Here is a 21,185-nt window from a genome sequence, read left to right on the forward strand (position 1 = left end):
TTACTGCACTTGTAGTGTTGGAACGGTCACTTCCGTTTGGCTGCCATCTGTGGTGTTCTCGATCACAAGATGAACGCCCTCGAGGCCACGACTGAAGGAAATCACCTGCTCACCGAAAACAATGCGGCCCTCTTCAGCAGCGTTCTCACCAAAAATGGCTTCATTAACTTGCTGTGAAAGACTGCTCAGCATGCGACTCTGGAGTTGACGTACGAACTGGTCTGCAGGGCTATTGCTATACCGAGAGGCTGCCGATGAGCCGGTCTCTTTGTGTTTATTCTGTCGTTCGGCCAGGCCAATCAGGTGGGCTGAATTGAACGCATCGCCACCGAAGGAGGGGTTATTAGGGCGATATACATAATCAGAGCTTTTAGCGCTTACTCCCCAAACACTGCTCACAGCACCTAAGAAAATAAGCCAAGCAAGCCGCCTGTTGAACCTTTTTGTACATTTAACGTTCACATAAGCCCCCTATAGTTCGTCGGTTTTTACACTAACCTCTAGTACAACAACATCATGAGATAATCGAAGCAGCATCAATGCTTCACATAATGATGACGTTATTATTAATAGAGAGCCTTCAAAACAACCATGCAACAAATAACTAAAAAATATCCACCCACTCCCATAACATCTAGAAGCGCTTCTGCATCTTTGTTTTGCTATGTTGATTTTGGTTATTTTGAGGATTTTAACTATAAGGTTAACTTACTATTCTAGCCGTGCATTTTAGCCACACGGAAAAAAGCCTGAATAACCAGAAAAACAATATGTCAACATGACGCGCCTAGTCACCTAAACGTACAGCCAAGTATTGCATACACTCTACCCGTGACTATTTAATTCAGTTGACTAAACTGCAGCGCTGCCAAATGGCGATAAAGATCGCTGTGCTCCATCAGCGTCGCATGCGTGCCTGATGCCACTAGCCGTCCTTCTTGAAACACGAGGAGTCGATCCGCATGCACCACAGTGGCCAAACGGTGGGCAATCACGATGCTGGTTCGCCCCTGCATCAAACGGTCGAGGGCTTTCTGCACCAGCCGTTCGCTTTCGGCGTCCAGCGCGCTGGTGGCTTCGTCCAGCAGCAGTATCGCGGGATCTTTCAACAATGCGCGGGCAATGGCCAGCCGTTGGCGCTGTCCGCCCGAGAGCTGCACCCCACCCGGCCCCAGCGGCGTGTCGAACCCTTGTGGCAGCGCCTCGATGAACGCTAATGCGTTGGCATCCTGCGCGGCTTGCCGAAGCTGTGGCTCGGTGGCTTCTGGGCAGCCGTAGCGCAGGTTATCCGCCACCGTGACACTGAACAGCACCGGTGACTGGGCCACCAGCCCCAGCGCGCCGCGCAGCTCACCAAGCGCCAGGGTGCGAATATCGACCCCGTCTAGCATGACCTGTCCTTGGTCCGGATCGTAAAAACGCAGCAGCAGCGCCAGCAGCGTGCTTTTTCCCGCTCCGGAAGGCCCCACCACCGCGACCCGCTCGCCGGGATGAATATGCAGATCGATCGCGTCCAAGGCAGGCAGCTCGCGGCCAGGGTACGTGAAGCGAACCTTCGCTAGCGTTAGCGCCCCTTGCAGTGGCTGAGCTAACGTTACTGGCTGCGTCGGCGACCTGATGGTGGGGGGCGTATCGAGTAACTCCAGCAAGCGCTCGGCCGCCCCAGCCGCCCGCTGCACATCCCCTGCCACCTCCGCCAATGTCGCGACGGCCCCCGCAGCCAGCACGGCATAAAAGATAAACGCGGACAGCTCTCCTGCGCTCATGCTCCCTTCCAGCACCGAAAGACCGCCTTGCCACAGCATCACGCCTACAGCGCTGAACACCACCAGCATGGCCACCCCGGTTAGCCACGCCCGCTGGCGGGTACGCGCCACGGCGCTACCAAAAGCTCGCTCGACGCGCTGGCCGTAGTAGCGTCGTTCCGACGTTTCGTGGGTGAAGGCTTGCACGGTTTGCAGGCCGCTGAGCACCTCGTCGGCGTAGCGCCCCAATTCCGCCACGTGGTTTTGGCTAGTACGCGATAGCTGCCGCACCCGTCGGCCGTACCAGACGATGGGCAGTAGCGTCGCAGGAATACCTACCAGCACCAGCGCCGAGAGCCAGGGCTGAGTCAGCAGCATCAGCACGACCGCACCGACCAGCATGACGCCATTGCGTAGCGCCAAGGAAATCGACGAGCCAAACAGGCTCTGCAGCACGCTCGTATCCGCCGTGAGCCGCGAGGCAATGTCACCGGCGGCACGCCCGTCGTGAGCGCTTTCGAAAAAGCTGGGTTCCAACGTCAGTAGATGCTCGAACACGTGCTGGCGCAGATCTGCCGCTAGGCGCTCACCGATCCAGGTCACTTGGTAATAGCGTAGCGCCGAGGCGGCCGCCAGCAGTGCCACGACACCGAGCATTAGCCCTAGCGTCGTGGCAAGCGCCTGAGCATCGGCCGCCAAAAAGCCTTGGTCGATGACGCGTTTCAGCCCATGCCCCAGCAGCAGCACGCTGCCCGACGCAATGAGTAGCGCACACCCCGCCAGCGCTACGCGCAGCTGGTAAGGGCGCAAAAAGTGCAGCAGCCGAAGAAGCGTGCGTCGATTGGCGGGTGAAGACATAAGCGGTCAGGGTCTCTGTGATCGGCAGCCGTTAGCGTTGTCTGGATAGCGTACGCGCCCGCCATGCTGTACATTAATTATACGAAAAGATAATCAAGAAACAGTGGTGTACTAAATACAGGAGGAAAGAGCCATGCTGAACCTCGTATCGCTTTGGCTAACGGCTATTTTATTTGGCGGAATGAGCCTGTTCTCCTTTGGCTTGGCGGCCTTTTTGCTGTCCGTTTTGCCGAACGACACCGCCAGGGCCACACTTCGACGCGCTTTTCCTCCTTTTTATCTGTTCGTGCTCGTCGTCTCCATGTTAACGGCCCTACTGATGTGGCGTATCGACTATGTGTCGTCGATTCTCATGGCGACCATTGCGCTGTCGGTGATACCTACACGGCAAGCGCTCATGCCTGCCATCAATCGCGCCACTGACTCAGGCCAGCATGCACGCTTCAAGCGACTTCACGGGCTATCGGTGGCCATTGGCCTGGCACACATCGCGCTCAGTGGCTACGTATTGGCGAGGTTCGTTTGAGCGCTGGTATCACCGGGCTCGGTGGTCACGCTCTCCTCGTAAGGCTCGCCATTTTCATCGAGCAGCTGCTGATCGTAAGCGGCTTGAAGCCCCGTGTCCTCCTCGCTGTCTAGTAGCGCGGGCGTCTCTTCGGTCAAGTAATCGATATGGCCAGGATAAAGAGGCGACAAAAGCGCAATGAACACGCCCGCCACGCAAAAGAGCGAAAACGCATTCGCGTAGCCTAGTTGGTCGACCAAAGCCCCTATCACGGGTGATCCAATGGCTTGGCCTAACGCACACGCCATGAACGGCAAAACAGGCCCTAGGGAAAGCCGACCTGGCAAGAGACGAATACCGGTCATCAGGTAAAGCCCTGTCAGACTCATATAGGCCCCGCCGAATATCAGCGCAGAGAACATGGCCAAGCCCAGCTGATTGGGGCTAGCGGCCAGCAGCACCAAGCTCGCTGAGAGCATCATCAGCATCAGCGCTTGGGTAATCGGTGGGTTATTGCGATCGGCTAGATCGCTCACCACGGCGCCTCCCAAACCTGCCACGCCTGCGGCAAACCATAGCCAGCCGGTCAAGTGCCCCGATAAGCCGCCCAACGACACCAGAAGATCTGGTGCAAACAGCCAGTACGGCGCTGCCACGAAGCCCATGGCAAATGCAAAGAGTGCCAGGCGTACCAGGCGAGACCACTGCTGGCGCGAGAGAGGCTCCGGTGGTGCAGCGTCGGCGGGCACCACACGAGAGACCGAAGGAATGAAGAGCCAAGCCGCTAACACGCCCAGGCCTGCAAGAACGGCAAAGGCGGCATACGTCACGCGCCATGCATCCGAAAGAAATACGACGGTCGGCACCGCCACGATGATACCGATACTCGTCCCCGCATTCATGATCGAACTGACGCGCCCATGCATGGTACGACTCACCAAGGCCTGCATGGCTGCCGTTAGCGCAGGCATCATCAAGCCCGTGCACACCCCGCAGATAAATACCCCTACGCCGAGCAGCGAGGCACTACCGGCCTGACTAATCACCGCTAGGCCAGCCACGCCCAGCGTTCCGGAGAGCATGGCTAGATATCGAGCGCCTAACCAGTCGGCCGCCATGGGCGCCATCAGCGTGGCCAGCACAAAGCTCAAAAAGGGCAACGCCCCAATGACGCCGATCATCGCGGGCGTGATCGACAGCTCCGTACTGATGGAGGGCACAAAGAGACCAAAGGCGAAACGTGCCAGCCCGTAACTGATCGCCACCAGCGCAGCACCAAAGAGAGCAAAGCCCATGTTCGATAAGGTTTTCATACACTGCACTCCGCCGCCGCGCTTCGCCTAAAGGTAATGTCCATGGGCATCGTGCAGGCAACACGCGTGATGAGCAATGCATGCCTTCCTTCATTGAATAAAACCATGCTTAGCTCGCTTAATCACACCCAATACTACGTTTTGTTCGAATTCCCATCTCCGACATTCATCAGCGCCTCCCCTGCGAACATCGTTGCTTTGAAAGCAACAAACACATCTCTTTTGGCACTCGTTCCTGCCCGCCAAGTCGCTTAGCGTTACCGATGCCCACAACGACACAGACAACGGCAAGGACAGGACATGCATTCATCCCCCTTTTTCACCCAGCCACAAATTGAAGACGCGGTGGCCGTGCGCCATCAGCTTCACCAGCATCCAGAGCTCAAATTCGAGGAAACCGACACGGCCAAACGGGTGGCCGAACGGCTGACGTCACTGGGCTATAAGGTCACCGAAGGCATTGCTACCACCGGCGTACTGGCCGAGCTGGACACCGGCCGTAAAGGCCCTGTGATTGCCTTTCGGGCCGATATGGATGCGCTGCCGATCAAAGAAGCCAACGGCTTTGCGCACCGCTCCCAACGAGAAGGGCTGATGCACGCCTGCGGCCACGATGGACACACAGCGACGCTGCTGCTCGCCGCTGAAGCGATTATCGCCCAGCGCGATCAGCTCTGCGGCTACATCAAACTGCTGTTTCAGCCAGGAGAAGAGGGTGGAAACGGGGCCGATAAGATGGTCAAAGCGGGCGTGCTCCAAAACCCGCAGGTAGACGCGATTTTTGGCTACCACAACCGCCCTGGCTTTCCCGAAGGGCAGCTGTTCGTCAAACCAGGCTCCGCCATGGGCGGTAACGACACCTTCAAAATCACCATTGAAGGCGTCTCCGGCCACGCAGCCATGCCGCATTTAGCAGTCGACCCGATCTATGTTGGCGCGTCTCTCGTTCAGCAGCTGCAAGGGCTGGTGGGCCGCCATAAATCACCGTTGGAAGCAGGCGTGATTACCGTCGCGGCGTTTCATGCTGGCGGCGCCGCCAACGTGATTCCAGGCCAAGCAGAGCTGCTGGTCAACATCCGCAGCGACCGGGAAAGCTCCCGCGCCGCGCTGGTCGGCAAGCTGGAACAGGTCGTGAACGGGGTGTGTTCCGCCCACGGCGCGCGCTTCCAACTAGAGCATCAGCACCAGATCCCTCCGCTCGTGAACGACGCCGCTTGGTCAGAACGCGTGCTGGCGATTGCCGCCGAGCACGGCGTCAGCGCCGATATTCAGCAGTTGGACTACATGCCCACCATGGGCGCCGAGGATTTTGCGTTCTACCTGCAAGAAGTACCGGGGTGTTTCTTCTTTGTGGGGAACGGCGACAGCGCCTATCTGCACAACGAACGCTACGACTTCAACGATGCCATTCTGCCCGTTGCAGGCGGCATGTTCGTGGCGCTCGCCACCTCACTGCTCAAGCGCGACTAACAGCGCTCGCCGCCACGCACGTGGCCTAACAACGTTCAACAACAAGGCTTAAAATAAGGAAACTGTCATGCAAGGTGTTCTCGCATCCATCGAACGGGTAGGCAACAAGCTGCCGCACCCGTTTATCCTATTCGCGATCTTGGCCGCGCTGGTGGTGGTCATTTCCGCCATGTTAGCGGCGCTAGGCGTCTCGGCGATCAACCCACAAACCGAGGCTGAAGTGACCGTTCGCAGCCTGCTCTCGGCGGATGGTGTGGAGTTCATGCTGACCAGCGTGGTCAGTAACTTCGTCAACTTCCCGCCGCTGGGGCTGATTTTGGTGGTGATGTTCGGCATTGGGCTGGCCGATAAAGTAGGTCTGATGTCCACGCTGATGCAGGTGAGCGTCGCCAAAGCGCCGCCCTCGCTGCTGACGTTTTGCGTATTTATGGCGGGTATTTGCGGCAGCATTGCTTCCGATGCCAACTACCTCATCCTGATCCCGCTGGCCGCGATGGTCTACTACTCAGTGGGCAGGCATCCCGTGGCGGGGGCCGCCGCTGCTTACGCAGCCGCCGGGGCTGGGTTTGATGCCAGCCTGTTCATTACCGTGGGCGATGCGCTGTTTGCGGGTATCACGACCGATGCTGCTCGGCTGGTGGATCCAGATGCCTACATTTCGCCCGTGGATAACTACTACTTCGTGGCCTGCTCGGTCTTCGTGCTAGCGGCCGTCGGCACCCTGCTGGTCGATAAAGTGGTGGAGCCGCGGCTGCAGCGCACGCTCCCCATGGGTAAAGATTTCAAAACCGAGGTGGTCACGCCGACGCTGACGGAAGCCGAAAAGCGCGGCCTCAAGCGCGTAGGACTGGCAACGCTGGCCTACATTGCCCTGGTGCTGCTGGTAGTGCTGCCCGAAGCCTCGCCGCTGCGCAACGAGGACGGCGGTTTGATTCCTTCGCCGTTTCTGCGCTCGCTCGTGCCGCTGATGTTTATCTACTTCGTCACCATTGGGTTGGTGTACGGCATCACCACCGGCAAGATTACCCGCAGCCGCGACGTGCCCCAGCGTATGGCGGAATCGGCCAGCGACCTCGCCCCTACTCTGGTGCTGTTCTTCGCGATTTCGCAGTTCATTGCCTACTTCCGCTGGTCGGAGCTTGGCCAGTTCATTGCCATCGAAGGTTCGAACGTGCTGCAAAGCACCGGCTTTACAGGACTTCCCCTCGTGGGGGCGTTCATCGCCATGAGCGCGGTGCTGAACGTCTTCATGACCAGCGGCTCGGCGCAGTGGGCGCTCATGGCCCCGGTGTTCGTGCCCATGCTGATGATGATCGACTTCGACCCCGCCTTCGTGCTGGCGATGTTCCGTATTGGGGATTCCAGCACCAACATCATTTCGCCCATGAGCCCCTACTTTTCGGTAGCACTGGTGTACATGCAGCGCTACAAACCGGACATGGGTCTGGGCACGCTGATCGCCACCATGCTGCCCCTTGCCATGGGCTTCTTGCTGGCGTGGTCGGCGTTTCTGATGTTCTGGCTGATGATGGGTTGGCCGATTGGCCCCGGTGTTTACATGATGGCGAGCTAGGGTCAATATGAAAAGTTGGTGAGCGCAGGCAATTTTCAGACAGAGCCTAACGCTACTGCATCGCCATCATTAGCTTCCATAAATAGTCGGCAGCGGGCGAGAGCCTTCTGCCGACACGCTTGACCAAGTTGCCCTGGCTGCTGGCCGCCATGGGGTGATCGATCGGGATCGCCTTCAACAGCCCCGCCTCGATCTCGCTGCGTGCAGCGGCCGCCGTCATGAACGACACCCCAATCCCCGCGCTCGCCATACGCCGCGAGACGGAGTGCAAATTACAGCGGTATGCGGGGGTGGCAGGCTGCCCCGCCGCGCCCAATAGCGCATTCACGAACTGCTGAGAGCCCGACACGTCGGGCAGAAAAATTAGCTTATGCTGCAGCAGTTCCGCCACGCTCACCCGCTCATGGTTGGCCAACGCATGGGAAGGTGCCACGAGCGCACACAGCGGCCCCCTTTCAAACGAGTGCACCACCAAGCGTGGGTCGGAGATCGGTCCATAGGTGATGGCAATGTCGACCTCGTCGTTGGCCACCATCTCATGGGGTTCGCGAGGGTAGTAAATGCCGGTTTTGATCTCGATAAGCACATCTGGGTAGTGCTCAGAGACCCGCTTCATCACATGGTTGATAAAGCTATCCACAAAGCCATCGCCCACCGACACCACCACTTTCCCGGCCTGCAAGTTACGTAGCCGCGACAGCGTATCGCCCAGCTCAGAGTTCAGCCGCCGCTGGGCCAAAAAGCCATCCACCACCAGCTGACCCGCCTCAGTGAGCATGACATGCCGCCCCTGACGCTCCAGCAGTGCCATGCCCAGCGCCTGCTCCAACGAGCGGATCTGCCGGCTCACCACCGACGGGTTGGTATGCAAATGCTCCGCCGCCGCGCGAATACCGCCGCAGCTGCTGACCTCCAAGAGATAGAAGGCGCGTTTGTCGAGTAGGGTCATGGAGGCTTCATCCAGAGCGTGGTGCACTCAAAGCGTGCTAACGATTGACGAACATCCTAGCGGTTGCGCGCGAACGGTCAATTCGATGAAGGCCATGGGGATAAAAAACGGCTGGGCGCGTCATGTAGCGTGCTTGCCGAGCCAGTCTATGCATGTGTAATAACGATCGCCCTGGCACCGCGACACGGCCCAGGGCGAGAAAGGCTGTCAAACGAGCACTGCGTTAGCGGGTGCTAGGTTGACGCGCGGCCAGCAGTTTGGGTATCCACCAGGGCAGCACCAGTAGCAGCACCGCGGCCACCCAGAGCCCTAAGGAAATGCCCGATTGCCATAGGATCCCGACGTCGCCACCGCTAATGGAGAGGGCACGGCGCAGGTTCTGCTCCATCAGTCCGCCCAGCACGTAGCCCAGGATGACGGGAGCCAACGAGAAACCCAGCTTACGCAGCAGATAGCCAAACACACCGATCAACAGCATCAAATAGATGGCGAAGAGGTCGGAGTGAAGCTGATACACCCCAACGAACGCCAAAATGGCAATGGCGGGCACGAGCACCCAGCGCGGAATGGTCAGCACCCGGGCGAAGACACCGGCCAGCGGCAGGTTGAGCATCAGCAGGACGATGTTGCCAATGTACAGAGACGCGATCAGCCCTCCGGCCACTTCAGGACGTTCGGTAAACATCATCGGGCCCGGCGTGATGTTGTAGAGCATCAGCGCACCGAGCAGGACCGCCGTCGTACCCGAGCCAGGGATGCCCAAGGTCAGCATGGGCACGAACGAACCTACCGCCGCGGCATTGTTGGCCGATTCCGGCGCTGCCAGCCCGCGCATGTCGCCGGTGCCGAAGGTGTTATCTTTATCGGAGAGGCGCTTTTCCGTGGTGTAGGAGACGGCCCCTGCCACCGACGCGCCGGTGCCCGGCAGTACGCCGATGATGAAGCCGATCAATCCCGAGCGGATGATGGCTCCTTTACACCACAGCACCTCTTTGAGACGGACGAAAACGCGCCCCAGCACCGGCAGCTCGCCGTCGTCGCCCTTGCGCTGCGAGTGCTCCAGCATCAGCAGAATTTCACTAATGGCGAATAAGCCGATGATCATCACGACGAAATCGATCCCGTCGTAAAGCTCGGGCATACCGAAGGTGTAACGCAAAACACCGCTGCCTGAGTCGATGCCGACGGTGCCAATCAGAATGCCGAGGACGGCGCCAATCGCCGTTTTGATGGGGTCTTTGCCCATCATCACCGACATGGACGAAAACGCGAAGACCATGAGGGCAAAAAACTCTGCCGGGCCGAACAGTACGGCCACCTTGGCCAGCAGCGGCGCAAAGAGCGTCAACCCTAGAATGGCAATGGTCGCACCAATGAAGGAGCTCACGGCGGACAGTCCCAGCGCTGGGCCTGCCAGCCCTCGCTGCGCCAGCGGATAGCCATCCAAGGTAGTCATCACCGCCCCGGCGTCACCCGGGACATTGAGCAAAATACTCGACATGCGGCCGCCGTATTCGGCGCCGGTGTAGACCGCGGCCAGCAAGATCAATGAAGACTCGGCGGGTAACCCTAGCGTATAGGCCAGCGGCATGAGAATCGCAATGCCGTTGATGGGGCCAATGCCTGGCAAGGCGCCAAACAGCGTGCCCAACAGCGCACCCAGCAACGCCAAGCCCAGATTGAGCGGGGTTAGCGCAACGCCAAACCCCTCGATAAGTAAATCGAACATCGTAGCAACCCGTTAAAGAAAGGAGGCGAACCAGTAGCCGGTGGGCAAGCTGATCCCGAGGGCCGTAGTGAACAGAAAATAACCGACCACCGCCATGAGGACGCCGGTCGTCAGTGCTTTCACCCAAGAGGCACCGAATAGCCTTGCCAGCGCCGTGACCGCCAGTAGCGATGAGACGATGAATCCCAGTTGCGTGAACAGCACGGCATAGGCCAACAGCAGCGCCAGTACCAGGAGTAGCCGAAGGGCCAACGTTTTATGGGGCCATTCCCCATTCGGGCCCGGCCTAAAGATCATGACCAAGGCGAGCAGTGCCAACACGATGGCGAGCACGATCGGAAAGGCCTTGGGACCCACGGGTTCGTAGCTAAAGGTGGTTTTTAGCTGCATGGCCTGGACGGCGATGAACGCCGCCAGACCGATGAGCGCAATACCCAGCATTCGGTCGGCGGCGATTCTCATTGGGTCAGACCTACTTCTGCGGCTAAACCTTGGAACTCAGCGACCTGCTCTTGGACGTAGCGATCGAAGTCGTCACCGAACCGCGCCATGGGGAACAAACCTCGCGCCTCACGCAGCTCGGCGAAGACCGGGTCTTCCGCCAGTTGCTGCATGCGCTCCACCCACGCCTGGTACGCTTCGTCACTGACCTCTGGCCCCATGTAGTACCCCCGCCAGATGGGCCACTCCACGTCATAGCCCTGTTCGGCAGCGGTCGGAATCTCTGCATAGGGGCCTTCCATACGCTCTTCGGAGAGCGCCGCCAACACGCGGATGGTGCCGCCCTCGAGCTGTGACCTCAGTTCGGACAGGTCACCGGTGAACACCTGAATATGGTTACCTAACAAGGCGGCCAGCGCCTCACCACCGCCCTCGAAGGCCACGTAGCGCAGGTCTCTGGGCGACATGTCGCCGGATTTCGCAATCAGCGCTGCCTTCATCCAGTCCTGGCTACCCACGGTGCCACCGGCACCGAAAGCAATCTCGTTCGGGTTCTCTTTCAGGTCCGCCATGAGGTCGCCAAGGTTCTGCCACGGCGCATCGGCGCTGACGACGATCGCGCCGTAATCAACGCCCAAGGCCCCTAGCCAGCGCACTTCATCGGCGTCGTACTCGCCAAACTTGCCCAGCGCCAGGTTCACCGCCGCACCGGTGCTGGCCGCCACGATAAGACCGGGGTCATCCGTGCGCACGCCGTTGACATGGTTATACGCCACCGCCCCGATGCCGCCGGGCATGTAGCTCACCATCATGGGACGACTGATCAAGGCCGTCTCTTGCAGGCCGTTCGCCGCCAAGCGACACGTCAAATCGTATCCACCGCCGGGTTTGGCAGGCGCGATACACTCGGTCGCGTCGGGGATGGCTTGAGCGTGTGCCTGGCCCATCAGCAGTGCACTACTCATCAGGGCGAGACGAGAGGTGTGGCGTAGCGTAGCGTTGAGCTTCATGACGAACTCCTATTGTTTTATGGTACGCGGGAGCAGGAAGGCCCGAACCCGTTCATACTGGAATGACCAGCGCCATGTTAGGCAGGCAACCTTTCATCAACCTGTCATTTACTTGATCACCTCCTGAGACTTTAGTCATATGCGCCTAATCATCGTCGAAGACGATCCGATGATCGCCCGCTCGCTGGATCACGCGTTATCCCCGCTGGGCAATAGCGTCGACGCCTTCTCACGGCTAAAGGATGCACGTGCGGCGCTCCGCCATGACCGCTTCGATCTCCTGCTGCTCGATTTGGGCCTGCCCGATGGCAACGGGCTAGAGCTGCTGAGCGAGTTACGTGAACGTGGCGATAAAACCCCCGTACTGATCCTGACGGCCAGAGATGGCATCGAAGATCGCGTCAAGGGGCTCGATCTAGGCGCCGACGACTACCTGGCCAAGCCGTTTTCATTGGCGGAGCTCGAAGCGCGCGTACGCGCACTGCTGCGCCGCAGCCAGCAGCGCAGCGATAATCGTCTGATGCTAGGACCGCTGTGCCTCGACCCAATGGCGGGCACGGCCACACTCGACGGGGTCACGCTTGCCCTGCCCCGCCGCGAGCGACGCCTGCTCGAAGGGCTCTTGCTGCACGCTGGCAGTATTGCCCCACGGGAGATGCTGGAAAGTCGCGTGTTCAGCTTTGGTGATGTCGGCTCTAATGCACTGGAGGTGTACGTTAGCCGGTTACGTAAGCGCCTTCAGGGCAGCGGTTTGCACATCCGCACGTTTCGTGGCCTCGGCTATCGGCTCGAGGAAGCGCCGACGTGACCCAGGTCGTAGGTTCGTTGAAGGCGCGTTTGGCGATTTGGCTGCTGGTCATGGTCTCGGGGCTAGGGGCACTGCTCTTGATGGAGGCCTATGGCGCCTCTCAGCGTGCCGCCGAACGCGCTTTCGATAGCCAGCTGGCCGCCGCCGCGCTGACGGTGGCCGATGCGATTCAGTGGGAAGGCCGCGACCCTGTCGTCAGCATTCCCCTCGCTGCGCTGCAGATTCTCGCCACCGCCCATCAGGAGCGGGTTTTCTACACCGTGCTCGATCACGATGGGCGACGCATTTCGTATAACCTCGACATCGTCATTCCCGAGGCCGATCAGGCCGCGGCAGCGGACGCCCCGATTTGGCGGGACACGACCCAGGCTGGCACGCGGTGGCGGCTGCATGGGCGTGAATACGACTCGGCTGGCTGGGACATTCAGGACCCGGTACAGATATGGGTCGGTCATACGACCGAAGGTCGACGCGTCTTGACCCATGAACTCTTCGAGCGCGCGATCCTCCGCTTCGTCGCCATGGTGCTGCTGGCCGCTCTCTTGATGCTGCTGGCGATGCGCGTGGCGCTAACCCCGATGCGCCAGCTACGCCATCGTCTGCGCCAACGTCAGGCCGACGACATGCGCCCCCTCGATATGCAGGTTCCGGAAGAGCTGCGCGAGATGGTCGAGGCATTGGATACTCTGTTCAGCCGACAGCGCAAGAGTCGCGACAATTTACTCCGCTTTACGGCCGACGCCAGCCATCAGCTCAAAACGCCGCTGGCCGGCCTACAAAGCACCAGCGAACTGGCGCTGCAGAGTCATGCTCCCGACGTGTGGTATCAGGCGCTTGTCGATGTCCACGAGGGTGCCCAGCGTACCAGCCGTCTAGCCGGACAGCTGCTCAGCCTGGCGCGACTTCGTCACATGGAGGAGGCAGAAGAGAGTCAGCCGCTCGACCTGGGGGCGCTGCTCCGCGACAGCGTGCTCGAGTGGGCCCAGCGCGACATGGCGGCTCAGCATGATCTTGGGCTCGCAGAGCTGCCTAGTGAGCCGATGGTCGTGCAGGGGCAAGCCTGGGCGCTGCGCGAACTGCTGGGTAATCTCATCGATAACGCGCTGCGCTATACGCCGCCGGGCAGCGAAATCACGCTAGGCCTTTACGCCAACGACGATGGGCTCGTGCTGTACATCGACGACAATGGCCCTGGGGTGGACGCCGAGGTTCGCCATCGACTGCGGCAACCCTTCGAGCGCGGCGGACGCCAGGATACTCACGGCTCGGGATTGGGCCTTGCCATTGTGGATAACATTGCACAGCGCCACGCGGCCACGCTCGAGATCAAAGAGCGCCTCCCCCAAGGGCTACGCATCGAGGTGCACTTTCAACCGTCAGTTCAACCGTTAGAGGAGCTAGCGTGATGCAGCGTGTATGGGTAGTGGCGTTACTGATAGGGGGCTCGCTCGCGTCCTTGCCCAGCCTGGCCGTCACGCCACTCGTGGTCGAAGCCGCCTTGGATCGGCAGGTGGTCGCACCGCTGCTGGCCACTTTCGAGCAGGCCCACCCGGGCATCGAGCTGAGCTACCGTGACAGGAGCACCTTGGAAGTGGACCGCTTAGTCGTGGCGGCCGACCCGCCGCCCGATGTGGTGATCAGCTCCGCCATGCCTTGGCAGATGAACCGCATCAATCAAGGCTACGCCCAACGGCTGGACTCCGAGCTGGCCAACGAGTGGCCCGAATGGGCGAAATGGCGTAATGAGGTGTTTGGGTTTACCTTCGAGCCGATCGTCATGGCCTACCGGCTCGATCTAGCGCGCCATATGCTGCCGCCGCACACCCATGCGGATTTACAGCGCCTACTGGAGACCCAGCGCGATACGTTGCAAGGCAGGGTCACCACCTATTCGCCGTCCGAGAGCGGGATCGGCTACACGCTCTTTCAGCAAGATGCGCGCTATACCGAGCGATTTTGGGACCTGGTCACCGCGCTTGGCGCAAACGATGCGCACCTCGCTCCCAATACCCGAACGATGCTCGAAGGGCTATCGGAAGGACGCTACTGGCTGGGCTATAACCTGCTGGGTTCCTACGCCATGGTGTGGGCCCAAGAGCATCCCGAAGTGATCGTTCAGGTTCCCCAGGATTACGCCTTGGTGGTAATGCGCACCGGCTTCATCCACCGTGATGCGCCCAACCCTCGCGCCGCCCAAGCCTTCATGAACTTTCTGCTCAGCCGTGATGGCCAGCGGGTGCTCGCAGCACAAACCCCGCTGTTCAGCGTCCGCCCCGACATCATAGGACCCTATACGGCGCAGCGCCTTCGCGACCAAGTCGGCGACCGCCTCTACCCCATTCCGCTCAACGCCTCGGTGCTGGCTTTCGTCGATCCCCAACGCCGCCAAGCGTTCATGGCGCGCTGGGCGCGTGAGTTCGACCGCTCTTGGCGTGAGGGGGATCAGTGATGACTGCTAATGGAAGCCCAGCGTCCGCTATGGTGGTACTCAAGGCGGGTCATATTTTGAGGTAAATAAAAAAGTTCTCTGAATACCTGACATCGGCCCATGGGTTCGTTGGGCGCCAGACGGACAACTCAACTAACTGTAATAACGCCACATTGTGCCAAGTGCCCTACCTTATGCGATACGCTTCCCGCGACCATACCGCCTAAATCACTGAGTCCGCGACTACCCATCACGATCACGTCGACGCCTTCGCGCCTTGATACTTCCAATATGATATCGACAGGCCTGCCTTGTTCGATCATTGTCTCGATATTGCGGATGCCTTTCGCTTTAGCAAACGTTTCGGCTTCTTCAAGCAGTGCCTCGCCCGCTGACGCCAAGTGTTCGGACGTTGCATCACTTGCAAGCACGCCGACACCCCAGATCAGCTTGGTAGTGTTACCAACCACCTCAGGAATATGCAGCACGTAAACCTTCGTACTGTTTTGCTCTGACAATTTGCACGCCACGGACAGCGCATGCTGTGAGTGTACAGAACCATCGATAGGCACCAAAATCTTGGTATACATAACATCTCCGACATTGACTAAAGTATGAGAAATATCCTTCAGCAAAACTGATAGCTTATACTTTTTAGGTATTTTGAGCGCTCTGCCAGAAAGATTAATTATAGCTAGAAAATGCCATTTCCATTGGCATTTCTCCAATATCTTTCGGACAGAAAGCCATACCCAGGAGGTATAATGGAGCTACGCCATCTTAGATACTTCTGCGTGGTTGCCGAAGAGCTAAACTTCACGTCTGCCGCAGAGCGGCTCCATATGTCGCAACCTCCGCTTTCTCGTCAGATCAAGCAGTTGGAGCAAGAGGTAGGCACGGAACTGTTCGAGCGCAGTTCACGAGGCCTACAGCTCACCCCATCAGGCATTTTCTTTCAACAACACGCCATACAAATATTAGAAAAAGTCGATGTTACGGTGGAGGCTACTCGCCATATGGCGCGCCATAAACGTCAGCTATTTGGGATTGGCTTTGTGCCTTCGGTTTTCTATGGGCAGTTGCCCACGCTCGTGCGTGATTTAAGACAAATGGACAATGTCGAGCTATCGTTAGCGGAGCTGACGACGGTGCAGCAAATTCAGGCTTTGAAAGCCGGGCGGATCGATATGGGGTTTGGCCGTATCAGAATCGACGACCCCGATGTGGAGCAGGACATTCTTTTCGAGGAGCCCATTATCGCGGCGTTACCCAGCGGCCACCCGCTCGAAGGAACGACCCCCAGCTGTGAAGAGCTTGCCCGCTACCCCCTCATTCTCTTTCCCGCCAAACCACGCCCGAGCTTAGCCGACATGGTACTTGGCATTTTTCGTAGGCGAGGCTTGAAGGTTCAGGTCTTTCAAGAAGCGAACGAGGTGCAAACGGCACTCAGCCTCGTCGCTTCTGGCATTGGCATCACGCTCGTACCGGAACAAGTCAAGCGTGTGCAGCGAGATGGCATCACCTATGTCTATTTAGCGGATAGCAGTATCACTTCCCCCGTTATCTGTAGCCGTCGCCGTGGTGAAAAGCCATCTCACGTCATGCAAACGGCCAATGCCATTTTGGATGTGCTAGTCGATAACCGACGCTCGGGACGGTATCCGTAGCCTCACACGCATCGATCGCACTAGGGACGGAGCACGACGACCGGGCACGGCGCTTCATGAACGACCTCGTGACTGACGCTGCCTGCCACTACCTGAGAAAGGCCGCTGCGGCCATGGGTCGTCATCGCCAGCATGGTATGGTGACTATCTGCTAGGTAGCTCACGATAGACGCCGCTGGGTCGCCATGAAGCACCTCCCAGTCAACCTCCAGTGCTTGGTCTTTTCCAACGCGGCGCGCCAACCCCGATAAATACGCCGACTCCGAGACATCGGCGGGGGCCAACGATGTCGGTTTGTTGAACGTTGGGGTATCGAGTACTTGTAGCAGCTGTAAGCGCGCGCCTAATCGTTTGGCTAGTTCGGCCGCATGGGGCAGCATTTTTTCAGAGAGTGCAGACCCATCGACACATACCGCCAATACATCGACGTGCTGGTGAGCGCGACCACTATAACGTGGTCCGCATAAAAAAACGGGCCGTCGAGAACGCCGAACCACGCCAGCCGTCACGCTTCCGATCAGCATTTCCGGCACCGGGCGACGTCCATGAGCCATCATGCATACCCCCACCTCCTCCCGATTGGCCAGCGCTCCCAGGTAGTCCTTGACGCTGTGATGAGCAATCACTTCCAGCGCCATATCGTCGACACGTTGCGCCTTGAGGCGTGCTTTTAGCAGCGCCGAACGTGAACTGACGTCTGCTTGTTCGAGCACCACGGAGACGGCCTTCATCTCTACGCCCAGCTGCGACGCGAGGCGTCGACCAAATTCGATGGAGGTCACCGCTCCTTCACTGTCATCAATAGCCACGACGATCGTCTTCATCATTCCTCTCCAGTGACGGTGTCAGCCGCCTTTGTTGTTATTGCGTGTCATTGTTCAGTGGCGCAAAGCGCCGGTGCAGTAGGTTGTACGCCAGTCCGCCAACGACCACGCCCCAGAAAGCCGACCCGAGCCCCAAAAAGCTCACCCCGGATGCCGTGGCGACGAAGGTCAACACCGAGGCTTCCAAGTGGCTCTTCTCGGCGGCGAACGCGCTGATGTTGCTGCTTATCGCCCCCATCAACGCCAGTCCCGCCAGTACCGCCACGAAGGCATTCGGCAGCGAAGTAAATAGCGCCACGATGGTGCCTGCAAACAGACCGCCCACGAGATAGAACACACCGTTGGCCACGCCGGCAACGTAGCGCTTGTCCGGATCTTCATGCGCTTCTTTGCTGGTGCAGATTGCGGCGGTAATGGCCGCGATCACCGTCGTGATGCCGCCAAAAAAGGCTGTCAGCAGCGACGTTACGCTGGCCACCGTGACAATGGGCTTGGCAGGCGTCGTGTAGCCCGAGGTACGCAATATCGCCATGCCCGGTAGGAACTGGCCCGTCAGGCTGACGAGTACCAGCGGTATCGCCAAGCTCAAGGTCGCCTTCCATGTCCAATCGGGCTGGATGAACTGCGGCTGCGCCAACTGAACGCCGACACCCTCGAGGCTGGCTCCCTCCAAGAGAACCGCCAACACGACACCGACCAACAATAGGCAAATCAAGCTGTAGCGCGGCGTCAGACGTTTGAAAACCAGATAAGCGATCATCATTCCAATCACCAACGTCGGCACATTGCGCAACGACTCGAAGATGCCGACGCCGAATTGGAACAAGATGCCGGCCATCATGGCACTGGCAATGCCGGGAGGAATCAGCTGGATGATACGATCGAACGATCCGGTGATGCCGATCACGAATAACAGGATGGCGGCCGTCAGGTAAGCGCCCACCGCTTCGTTGAGCGACAGCTCTGGAAAAAGCGTCACCAACAGGGCGGTTCCCGGCGCCGACCACGCGGTCACCACCGGCACCTTCAACCACATGCTCAGCAAAATCCCCGAGATGGCGGCCCCCATGGAGATGGCCCAGACCCAGGAGGTCATCATCGTGCTCGAGATGTCAGCACTCTGAGCGGCCTGAAAAAAGATGGCCAGCGGTCCAGAGTACGAGACCAGCACGGCCACGAAGCCTGCGGTGATCGCAGACACCGACCAGTCTTTGTGTAATTGCATACCCACAGTATCCCAACGCGATTAAGGGTCACTACCCTGTGTAATGGCCTGGCAAAGAGAGCTCGGCCAGGCCTTCCATTACGCAACGCCCAGGTGCGTTTCCAACAGTCCTGGGTTATTCCTGAGCCCCTGTGAATCACCGCTGTACTTCACTTCCCCTTTCACTAACAGCAAGTGCTTCTCAGCCACTTCCAGCAGGTTATCGATGTTTTTATCGACGATGATCGTCGAGATGCCCGTGGCCTTGATAGTGCGAATGATGTTCCAGATTTCATCGCGTATCAGCGGCGCCAAGCCTTCGGTGGCTTCATCGAGGATCATCAGATCGGGGTTCGTCGTCAGCGCTCGACCAATCGAGAGCATCTGCTGCTCCCCGCCCGACAGCAGCGCGCCATCATGGTTCATGCGTTGCCCCAGGCGCGGAAACGTGTCCAGCACGCGTTCCATGGTCCAGGGGGTCTCTCCCCGCTCATTGGGGCGCGCCGCCATAATGAGATGCTCACGCACGCTGATCCCAGGAAAGATGCCACGCCCTTCGGGTACGTAGCCGATTCCCTGACGCATCAACTGCCATGGGCGTCGTTTCGCGGTCGACACGCCCTTGATATAAACGTCCCCACGGCGTGGTGGCACAAAACCGAGGATCGACTTCAACGTGGTGGTTTTTCCCATGCCGTTACGCCCTAACAAACTGAGCGTCTCTCCGGGCATTAGGGTCACATCGACGCCGTGCAACACATGGCTTTCGCCATAGTAGGCGTGCAGCCCGCGGGCTTCGATGAGGGGAGTCACGGTTGCGTCTGTGGTCATGCGGTTACTCCTTCGTCGTGACGTCCCAAGTAGACATCGCGCACCTTGTCGCTGGTACGTATCTGCTCCGTCGGGCCGCTTTCTAGGACACAGCCATCGACCATGACCGTGATGCGATTGGCCAAGCGGAAAACCGAATCCATATCGTGCTCGATCAACACTAGGGTGTAGCGGTCGGTCAAACTGGCGAGCAGCTCCGTGACCTGCGCCGTCTCTTCACGCCCCATGCCGGCCATCGGTTCGTCCAGCAGCATCAAGGAGGGTGCCGTAGCCAGCACCATGGCGATCTGAAGCTGGCGCTGCTCGCCGTAACTCATGTCCGAGGCGGTCGTGTGCGCCCGGTGGTTCAGCTGACAGGTTTCCAGCACCTCTTGGGCGCGCTCGCTCACCTGCTGCGCCGTGTGACGGGAACGCCAGCTGCCCAACACGCCGCCCATATGGATGCGTGCCGCTAGCTCACAATTCTGCAAGCAGCTAAGGCGTGGAAAAATATTGGTTTTCTGATGGCTGCGCCCAATGCCCAAGCGTGCAATTTGGCGAGCACTTTTGCCTTGAATCGCTTTTTGTCGATAGAGCACCTGGCCTTCCGACGGGGGGATCTCACCGGAGAGCAAATTGATCAAGGTGCTTTTGCCGGCGCCGTTGGGGCCCAAAATTGCATGTATTTCGTGGGCTTTCACATCAAAGTCCACGTCATTGACGGCAACGAGGCCACCAAAACGACGCGTCAAGCCCTGGGTGGCTAATACGATGTCATCACTCATGGCTAGTCCACCTTACTCTGTGTCACGGGCTGGGCGGAGACGGTCGCCTTTTCCGGCGCGTCATTGGCTGTCGTGCGGCGTTTGCGTGCCCAGGGAGGCGCGATCATCAGGCCTGCCACACCGCGCGGCAGCACCAACACTGCCACGATGATGGTCAGCCCCATCAAAATGGGCCAATGTGTCGTGGCATGCTCATAGACGAACAGCAGTATTTCATACGCGAAGGCACCTAGAATGGGGCCAAAGATGGTGCCTATGCCGCCCAGAATCAGCATCATCAGTACCTCGCCGGACGTGTGCCAGCCGAGCTGGGCTGGATTGGCGAAGCCGTACTGCATCGCCGCCAGCATGCCGGCAATCGAAGCCATCACCCCGGCAATCACGAAAGCGATCAGCTTGTAACCACTGGTGGCATAGCCCAGGGCCTGCATGCGGTGCTCGTTATCATGAATGCCGTCCAGCACCTGACCGAAGTAGGAGCGGGTCAGCCAGCGCAGAAAGAGGTACCCCGCCAACAGCGTTGCCAGGCAGAAGTAGAAGAAACTGTAAGGGTCATCCAAATCGACTAGCAGGGTATCGCCCACGGCCAAGCTGGGGCGGAACATGATGAAGACACCATCGGTGCCCCCCGCGAACTGAGACGTGCTAATGAAGTAGTAAAGCATCTGACCGAACGCCAGCGTCGTCATGATGAAGAAGATACCTTTGGTGCGAATGACCAAGAGGCCGACGATGAGCCCAACACAGGCCGACACGCCGATCACCAGAGGCAGCATCCACCACATGGAGGCTGGGCTAAAGTCAGGGCTGGCGAGGGCAAGCGTATAGGCGCCTAACCCGAAAAAGAGCGCGTGCCCCAGGCTCACCAGACCCACGATGCCCACGAGCAAATCGAGGCTCATGGCAAACAGCGCGAGAATCAGCATCAAGGTCAGCTTCTCCAGCATGAAATTGGCCTGATTGCCGAAGACCGCCTCGCCCCACAGCGGAAAGGTTGCCACTAGCGCCGTCAGTACCAACATGAGGTAGGCAACGCGCTTGGGATATCTATGTAACATTGCTTGTT

At 59.0% G+C, this 21,185-nt stretch carries 21 protein-coding genes; 8 read left to right on the top strand and 13 right to left on the bottom strand.

The window, feature by feature from the left end:
- Entirely contained in the window at positions 1–462 is a 462-nt protein-coding gene (locus GYM47_RS16195) for a curli assembly protein CsgF (protein WP_196781567.1), read from the bottom strand.
- A gap of 377 nt (positions 463–839) precedes the next feature.
- Complete coding sequence (locus tag GYM47_RS16200) at positions 840–2,603, bottom strand: ABC transporter transmembrane domain-containing protein (protein WP_153842929.1); 1,764 nt, start codon at positions 2,601–2,603, stop codon at positions 840–842.
- Positions 2,604–2,736: 133 nt separating this feature from the next.
- Here GYM47_RS16200 and GYM47_RS16205 point away from each other — a divergent pair, with 133 nt between their 5' ends.
- Complete coding sequence (locus tag GYM47_RS16205; protein WP_153842928.1) at positions 2,737–3,129, top strand: DUF4149 domain-containing protein; 393 nt, start codon at positions 2,737–2,739, stop codon at positions 3,127–3,129.
- Here the strand turns inward: GYM47_RS16205 and GYM47_RS16210 are convergent.
- On the bottom strand, positions 3,105–4,421 hold the full coding sequence (locus tag GYM47_RS16210; RefSeq protein ID WP_153842927.1) for an MFS transporter: 1,317 nt from the start codon (positions 4,419–4,421) through the stop codon (positions 3,105–3,107). The two genes, GYM47_RS16205 and GYM47_RS16210, sit on opposite strands and share 25 nt — an antisense overlap.
- A gap of 42 nt (positions 4,422–4,463) precedes the next feature.
- Here GYM47_RS16210 and GYM47_RS16215 point away from each other — a divergent pair, with 42 nt between their 5' ends.
- The 3 genes from GYM47_RS16215 (at position 4,464) to GYM47_RS16225 (ending at position 7,464) form a co-directional block, all read left to right on the top strand.
- Entirely contained in the window at positions 4,464–4,676 is a 213-nt protein-coding gene (locus GYM47_RS16215; protein WP_153842926.1) for a hypothetical protein, read from the top strand.
- Between the two features lie 45 nt (positions 4,677–4,721).
- The gene (locus tag GYM47_RS16220) at positions 4,722–5,891 is read left to right on the top strand and encodes a M20 metallopeptidase family protein (RefSeq protein WP_153842925.1); all 1,170 of its coding nucleotides are present in this window, start codon (positions 4,722–4,724) and stop codon (positions 5,889–5,891) included.
- Between the two features lie 67 nt (positions 5,892–5,958).
- Positions 5,959–7,464, top strand: a complete 1,506-nt coding sequence (locus GYM47_RS16225) for an AbgT family transporter (protein WP_153842924.1) — start codon at positions 5,959–5,961, stop codon at positions 7,462–7,464.
- 52 nt (positions 7,465–7,516) lie between these two features.
- Here the strand turns inward: GYM47_RS16225 and GYM47_RS16230 are convergent, their stop codons facing one another.
- The 4 genes from GYM47_RS16230 to GYM47_RS16245 all read right to left on the bottom strand — a co-directional run bounded on the left by GYM47_RS16230 (position 7,517) and on the right by GYM47_RS16245 (position 11,593).
- On the bottom strand, positions 7,517–8,413 hold the full coding sequence (locus GYM47_RS16230; RefSeq protein WP_139525910.1) for a LysR family transcriptional regulator: 897 nt from the start codon (positions 8,411–8,413) through the stop codon (positions 7,517–7,519).
- Positions 8,414–8,636: 223 nt separating this feature from the next.
- Complete coding sequence (locus GYM47_RS16235; RefSeq protein WP_139525911.1) at positions 8,637–10,142, bottom strand: tripartite tricarboxylate transporter permease; 1,506 nt, start codon at positions 10,140–10,142, stop codon at positions 8,637–8,639.
- A 12-nt stretch (positions 10,143–10,154) separates the two neighbouring features.
- Positions 10,155–10,604, bottom strand: a complete 450-nt coding sequence (locus GYM47_RS16240; protein WP_139525912.1) for a tripartite tricarboxylate transporter TctB family protein — start codon at positions 10,602–10,604, stop codon at positions 10,155–10,157.
- A complete protein-coding gene (locus tag GYM47_RS16245) occupies positions 10,601–11,593 on the bottom strand; it encodes a Bug family tripartite tricarboxylate transporter substrate binding protein (protein ID WP_139525913.1) in 993 nt (330 codons plus the stop codon). The genes GYM47_RS16240 and GYM47_RS16245 overlap by 4 nt, the downstream gene beginning before the upstream one ends.
- A gap of 139 nt (positions 11,594–11,732) precedes the next feature.
- Here GYM47_RS16245 and GYM47_RS16250 point away from each other — a divergent pair, with 139 nt between their 5' ends.
- Genes GYM47_RS16250 through GYM47_RS16260 form a run of 3 tightly spaced genes read left to right on the top strand, consistent with a single transcriptional unit; the run spans position 11,733 to position 14,850 of the window.
- Positions 11,733–12,401, top strand: coding sequence for a response regulator (locus GYM47_RS16250; protein WP_139525914.1), 669 nt, complete (start codon positions 11,733–11,735; stop codon positions 12,399–12,401).
- Positions 12,398–13,807: a sensor histidine kinase gene (locus GYM47_RS16255; protein WP_139525915.1), complete on the top strand. Its 1,410-nt coding sequence runs from the start codon at positions 12,398–12,400 to the stop codon at positions 13,805–13,807. The genes GYM47_RS16250 and GYM47_RS16255 overlap by 4 nt, the downstream gene beginning before the upstream one ends.
- Positions 13,807–14,850 (top strand): ABC transporter substrate-binding protein, encoded by a 1,044-nt coding sequence (locus GYM47_RS16260; RefSeq protein ID WP_139525916.1) that lies wholly within the window; start codon positions 13,807–13,809, stop codon positions 14,848–14,850. Before GYM47_RS16255 ends, GYM47_RS16260 begins: the two co-directional genes overlap by 1 nt.
- Before the next feature lie 128 nt (positions 14,851–14,978).
- On the opposite strand, the gene GYM47_RS16265 is transcribed toward GYM47_RS16260, so the two are convergent.
- Positions 14,979–15,419 (bottom strand): universal stress protein, encoded by a 441-nt coding sequence (locus GYM47_RS16265; protein ID WP_139525917.1) that lies wholly within the window; start codon positions 15,417–15,419, stop codon positions 14,979–14,981.
- A gap of 174 nt (positions 15,420–15,593) precedes the next feature.
- On the opposite strand from GYM47_RS16265, the gene GYM47_RS16270 reads away from it, so the two are divergent.
- Positions 15,594–16,496: a LysR family transcriptional regulator gene (locus GYM47_RS16270; RefSeq protein WP_096921917.1), complete on the top strand. Its 903-nt coding sequence runs from the start codon at positions 15,594–15,596 to the stop codon at positions 16,494–16,496.
- A 20-nt stretch (positions 16,497–16,516) separates the two neighbouring features.
- On the opposite strand, the gene GYM47_RS16275 is transcribed toward GYM47_RS16270, so the two are convergent.
- The 5 genes from GYM47_RS16275 to GYM47_RS16295 form a co-directional block, all read right to left on the bottom strand.
- Positions 16,517–17,323, bottom strand: coding sequence for a universal stress protein (locus GYM47_RS16275; protein WP_139525918.1), 807 nt, complete (start codon positions 17,321–17,323; stop codon positions 16,517–16,519).
- A 34-nt stretch (positions 17,324–17,357) separates the two neighbouring features.
- Positions 17,358–18,545 carry a benzoate/H(+) symporter BenE family transporter gene (locus tag GYM47_RS16280; RefSeq protein WP_139525919.1) on the bottom strand — a complete coding sequence of 396 codons (1,188 nt, stop codon included), beginning with the start codon at positions 18,543–18,545 and terminating at the stop codon, positions 17,358–17,360.
- 78 nt (positions 18,546–18,623) lie between these two features.
- Positions 18,624–19,355 (bottom strand): ABC transporter ATP-binding protein, encoded by a 732-nt coding sequence (locus GYM47_RS16285; RefSeq protein WP_153842923.1) that lies wholly within the window; start codon positions 19,353–19,355, stop codon positions 18,624–18,626.
- Positions 19,352–20,119 carry an ABC transporter ATP-binding protein gene (locus GYM47_RS16290; protein ID WP_139525921.1) on the bottom strand — a complete coding sequence of 256 codons (768 nt, stop codon included), beginning with the start codon at positions 20,117–20,119 and terminating at the stop codon, positions 19,352–19,354. Before GYM47_RS16290 ends, GYM47_RS16285 begins: the two co-directional genes overlap by 4 nt.
- A gap of 2 nt (positions 20,120–20,121) precedes the next feature.
- Positions 20,122–21,177: a branched-chain amino acid ABC transporter permease gene (locus tag GYM47_RS16295; RefSeq protein ID WP_231125581.1), complete on the bottom strand. Its 1,056-nt coding sequence runs from the start codon at positions 21,175–21,177 to the stop codon at positions 20,122–20,124.
- Positions 21,178–21,185: the final 8 nt, after the last annotated feature.

This window comes from Vreelandella piezotolerans (assembly GCF_012427705.1).
GTDB lineage: Bacteria > Pseudomonadota > Gammaproteobacteria > Pseudomonadales > Halomonadaceae > Vreelandella > Vreelandella piezotolerans.

What these genes read in the sequence shown, in the direction of transcription:
- GYM47_RS16245 (WP_139525913.1), bottom strand. Translation starts at nt 11,593, where the DNA reads ATGAAGCTCAACGCTACGCTACGCCACACCTCTCGTCTCGCCCTGATG.
- GYM47_RS16250 (WP_139525914.1), top strand. Translation starts at nt 11,733, where the DNA reads ATGCGCCTAATCATCGTCGAAGACGATCCGATGATCGCCCGCTCGCTG.
- GYM47_RS16285 (WP_153842923.1), bottom strand. Translation starts at nt 19,355, where the DNA reads ATGACCACAGACGCAACCGTGACTCCCCTCATCGAAGCCCGCGGGCTG.
- GYM47_RS16205 (WP_153842928.1), top strand. Translation starts at nt 2,737, where the DNA reads ATGCTGAACCTCGTATCGCTTTGGCTAACGGCTATTTTATTTGGCGGA.
- GYM47_RS16230 (WP_139525910.1), bottom strand. Translation starts at nt 8,413, where the DNA reads ATGACCCTACTCGACAAACGCGCCTTCTATCTCTTGGAGGTCAGCAGC.
- GYM47_RS16290 (WP_139525921.1), bottom strand. Translation starts at nt 20,119, where the DNA reads ATGAGTGATGACATCGTATTAGCCACCCAGGGCTTGACGCGTCGTTTT.
- GYM47_RS16210 (WP_153842927.1), bottom strand. Translation starts at nt 4,421, where the DNA reads ATGAAAACCTTATCGAACATGGGCTTTGCTCTCTTTGGTGCTGCGCTG.
- GYM47_RS16260 (WP_139525916.1), top strand. Translation starts at nt 13,807, where the DNA reads ATGCAGCGTGTATGGGTAGTGGCGTTACTGATAGGGGGCTCGCTCGCG.
- GYM47_RS16225 (WP_153842924.1), top strand. Translation starts at nt 5,959, where the DNA reads ATGCAAGGTGTTCTCGCATCCATCGAACGGGTAGGCAACAAGCTGCCG.
- GYM47_RS16215 (WP_153842926.1), top strand. Translation starts at nt 4,464, where the DNA reads ATGGGCATCGTGCAGGCAACACGCGTGATGAGCAATGCATGCCTTCCT.
- GYM47_RS16235 (WP_139525911.1), bottom strand. Translation starts at nt 10,142, where the DNA reads ATGTTCGATTTACTTATCGAGGGGTTTGGCGTTGCGCTAACCCCGCTC.
- GYM47_RS16295 (WP_231125581.1), bottom strand. Translation starts at nt 21,177, where the DNA reads ATGTTACATAGATATCCCAAGCGCGTTGCCTACCTCATGTTGGTACTG.
- GYM47_RS16280 (WP_139525919.1), bottom strand. Translation starts at nt 18,545, where the DNA reads ATGCAATTACACAAAGACTGGTCGGTGTCTGCGATCACCGCAGGCTTC.
- GYM47_RS16220 (WP_153842925.1), top strand. Translation starts at nt 4,722, where the DNA reads ATGCATTCATCCCCCTTTTTCACCCAGCCACAAATTGAAGACGCGGTG.
- GYM47_RS16270 (WP_096921917.1), top strand. Translation starts at nt 15,594, where the DNA reads ATGGAGCTACGCCATCTTAGATACTTCTGCGTGGTTGCCGAAGAGCTA.
- GYM47_RS16240 (WP_139525912.1), bottom strand. Translation starts at nt 10,604, where the DNA reads ATGAGAATCGCCGCCGACCGAATGCTGGGTATTGCGCTCATCGGTCTG.
- GYM47_RS16200 (WP_153842929.1), bottom strand. Translation starts at nt 2,603, where the DNA reads ATGTCTTCACCCGCCAATCGACGCACGCTTCTTCGGCTGCTGCACTTT.
- GYM47_RS16265 (WP_139525917.1), bottom strand. Translation starts at nt 15,419, where the DNA reads ATGTATACCAAGATTTTGGTGCCTATCGATGGTTCTGTACACTCACAG.
- GYM47_RS16275 (WP_139525918.1), bottom strand. Translation starts at nt 17,323, where the DNA reads ATGATGAAGACGATCGTCGTGGCTATTGATGACAGTGAAGGAGCGGTG.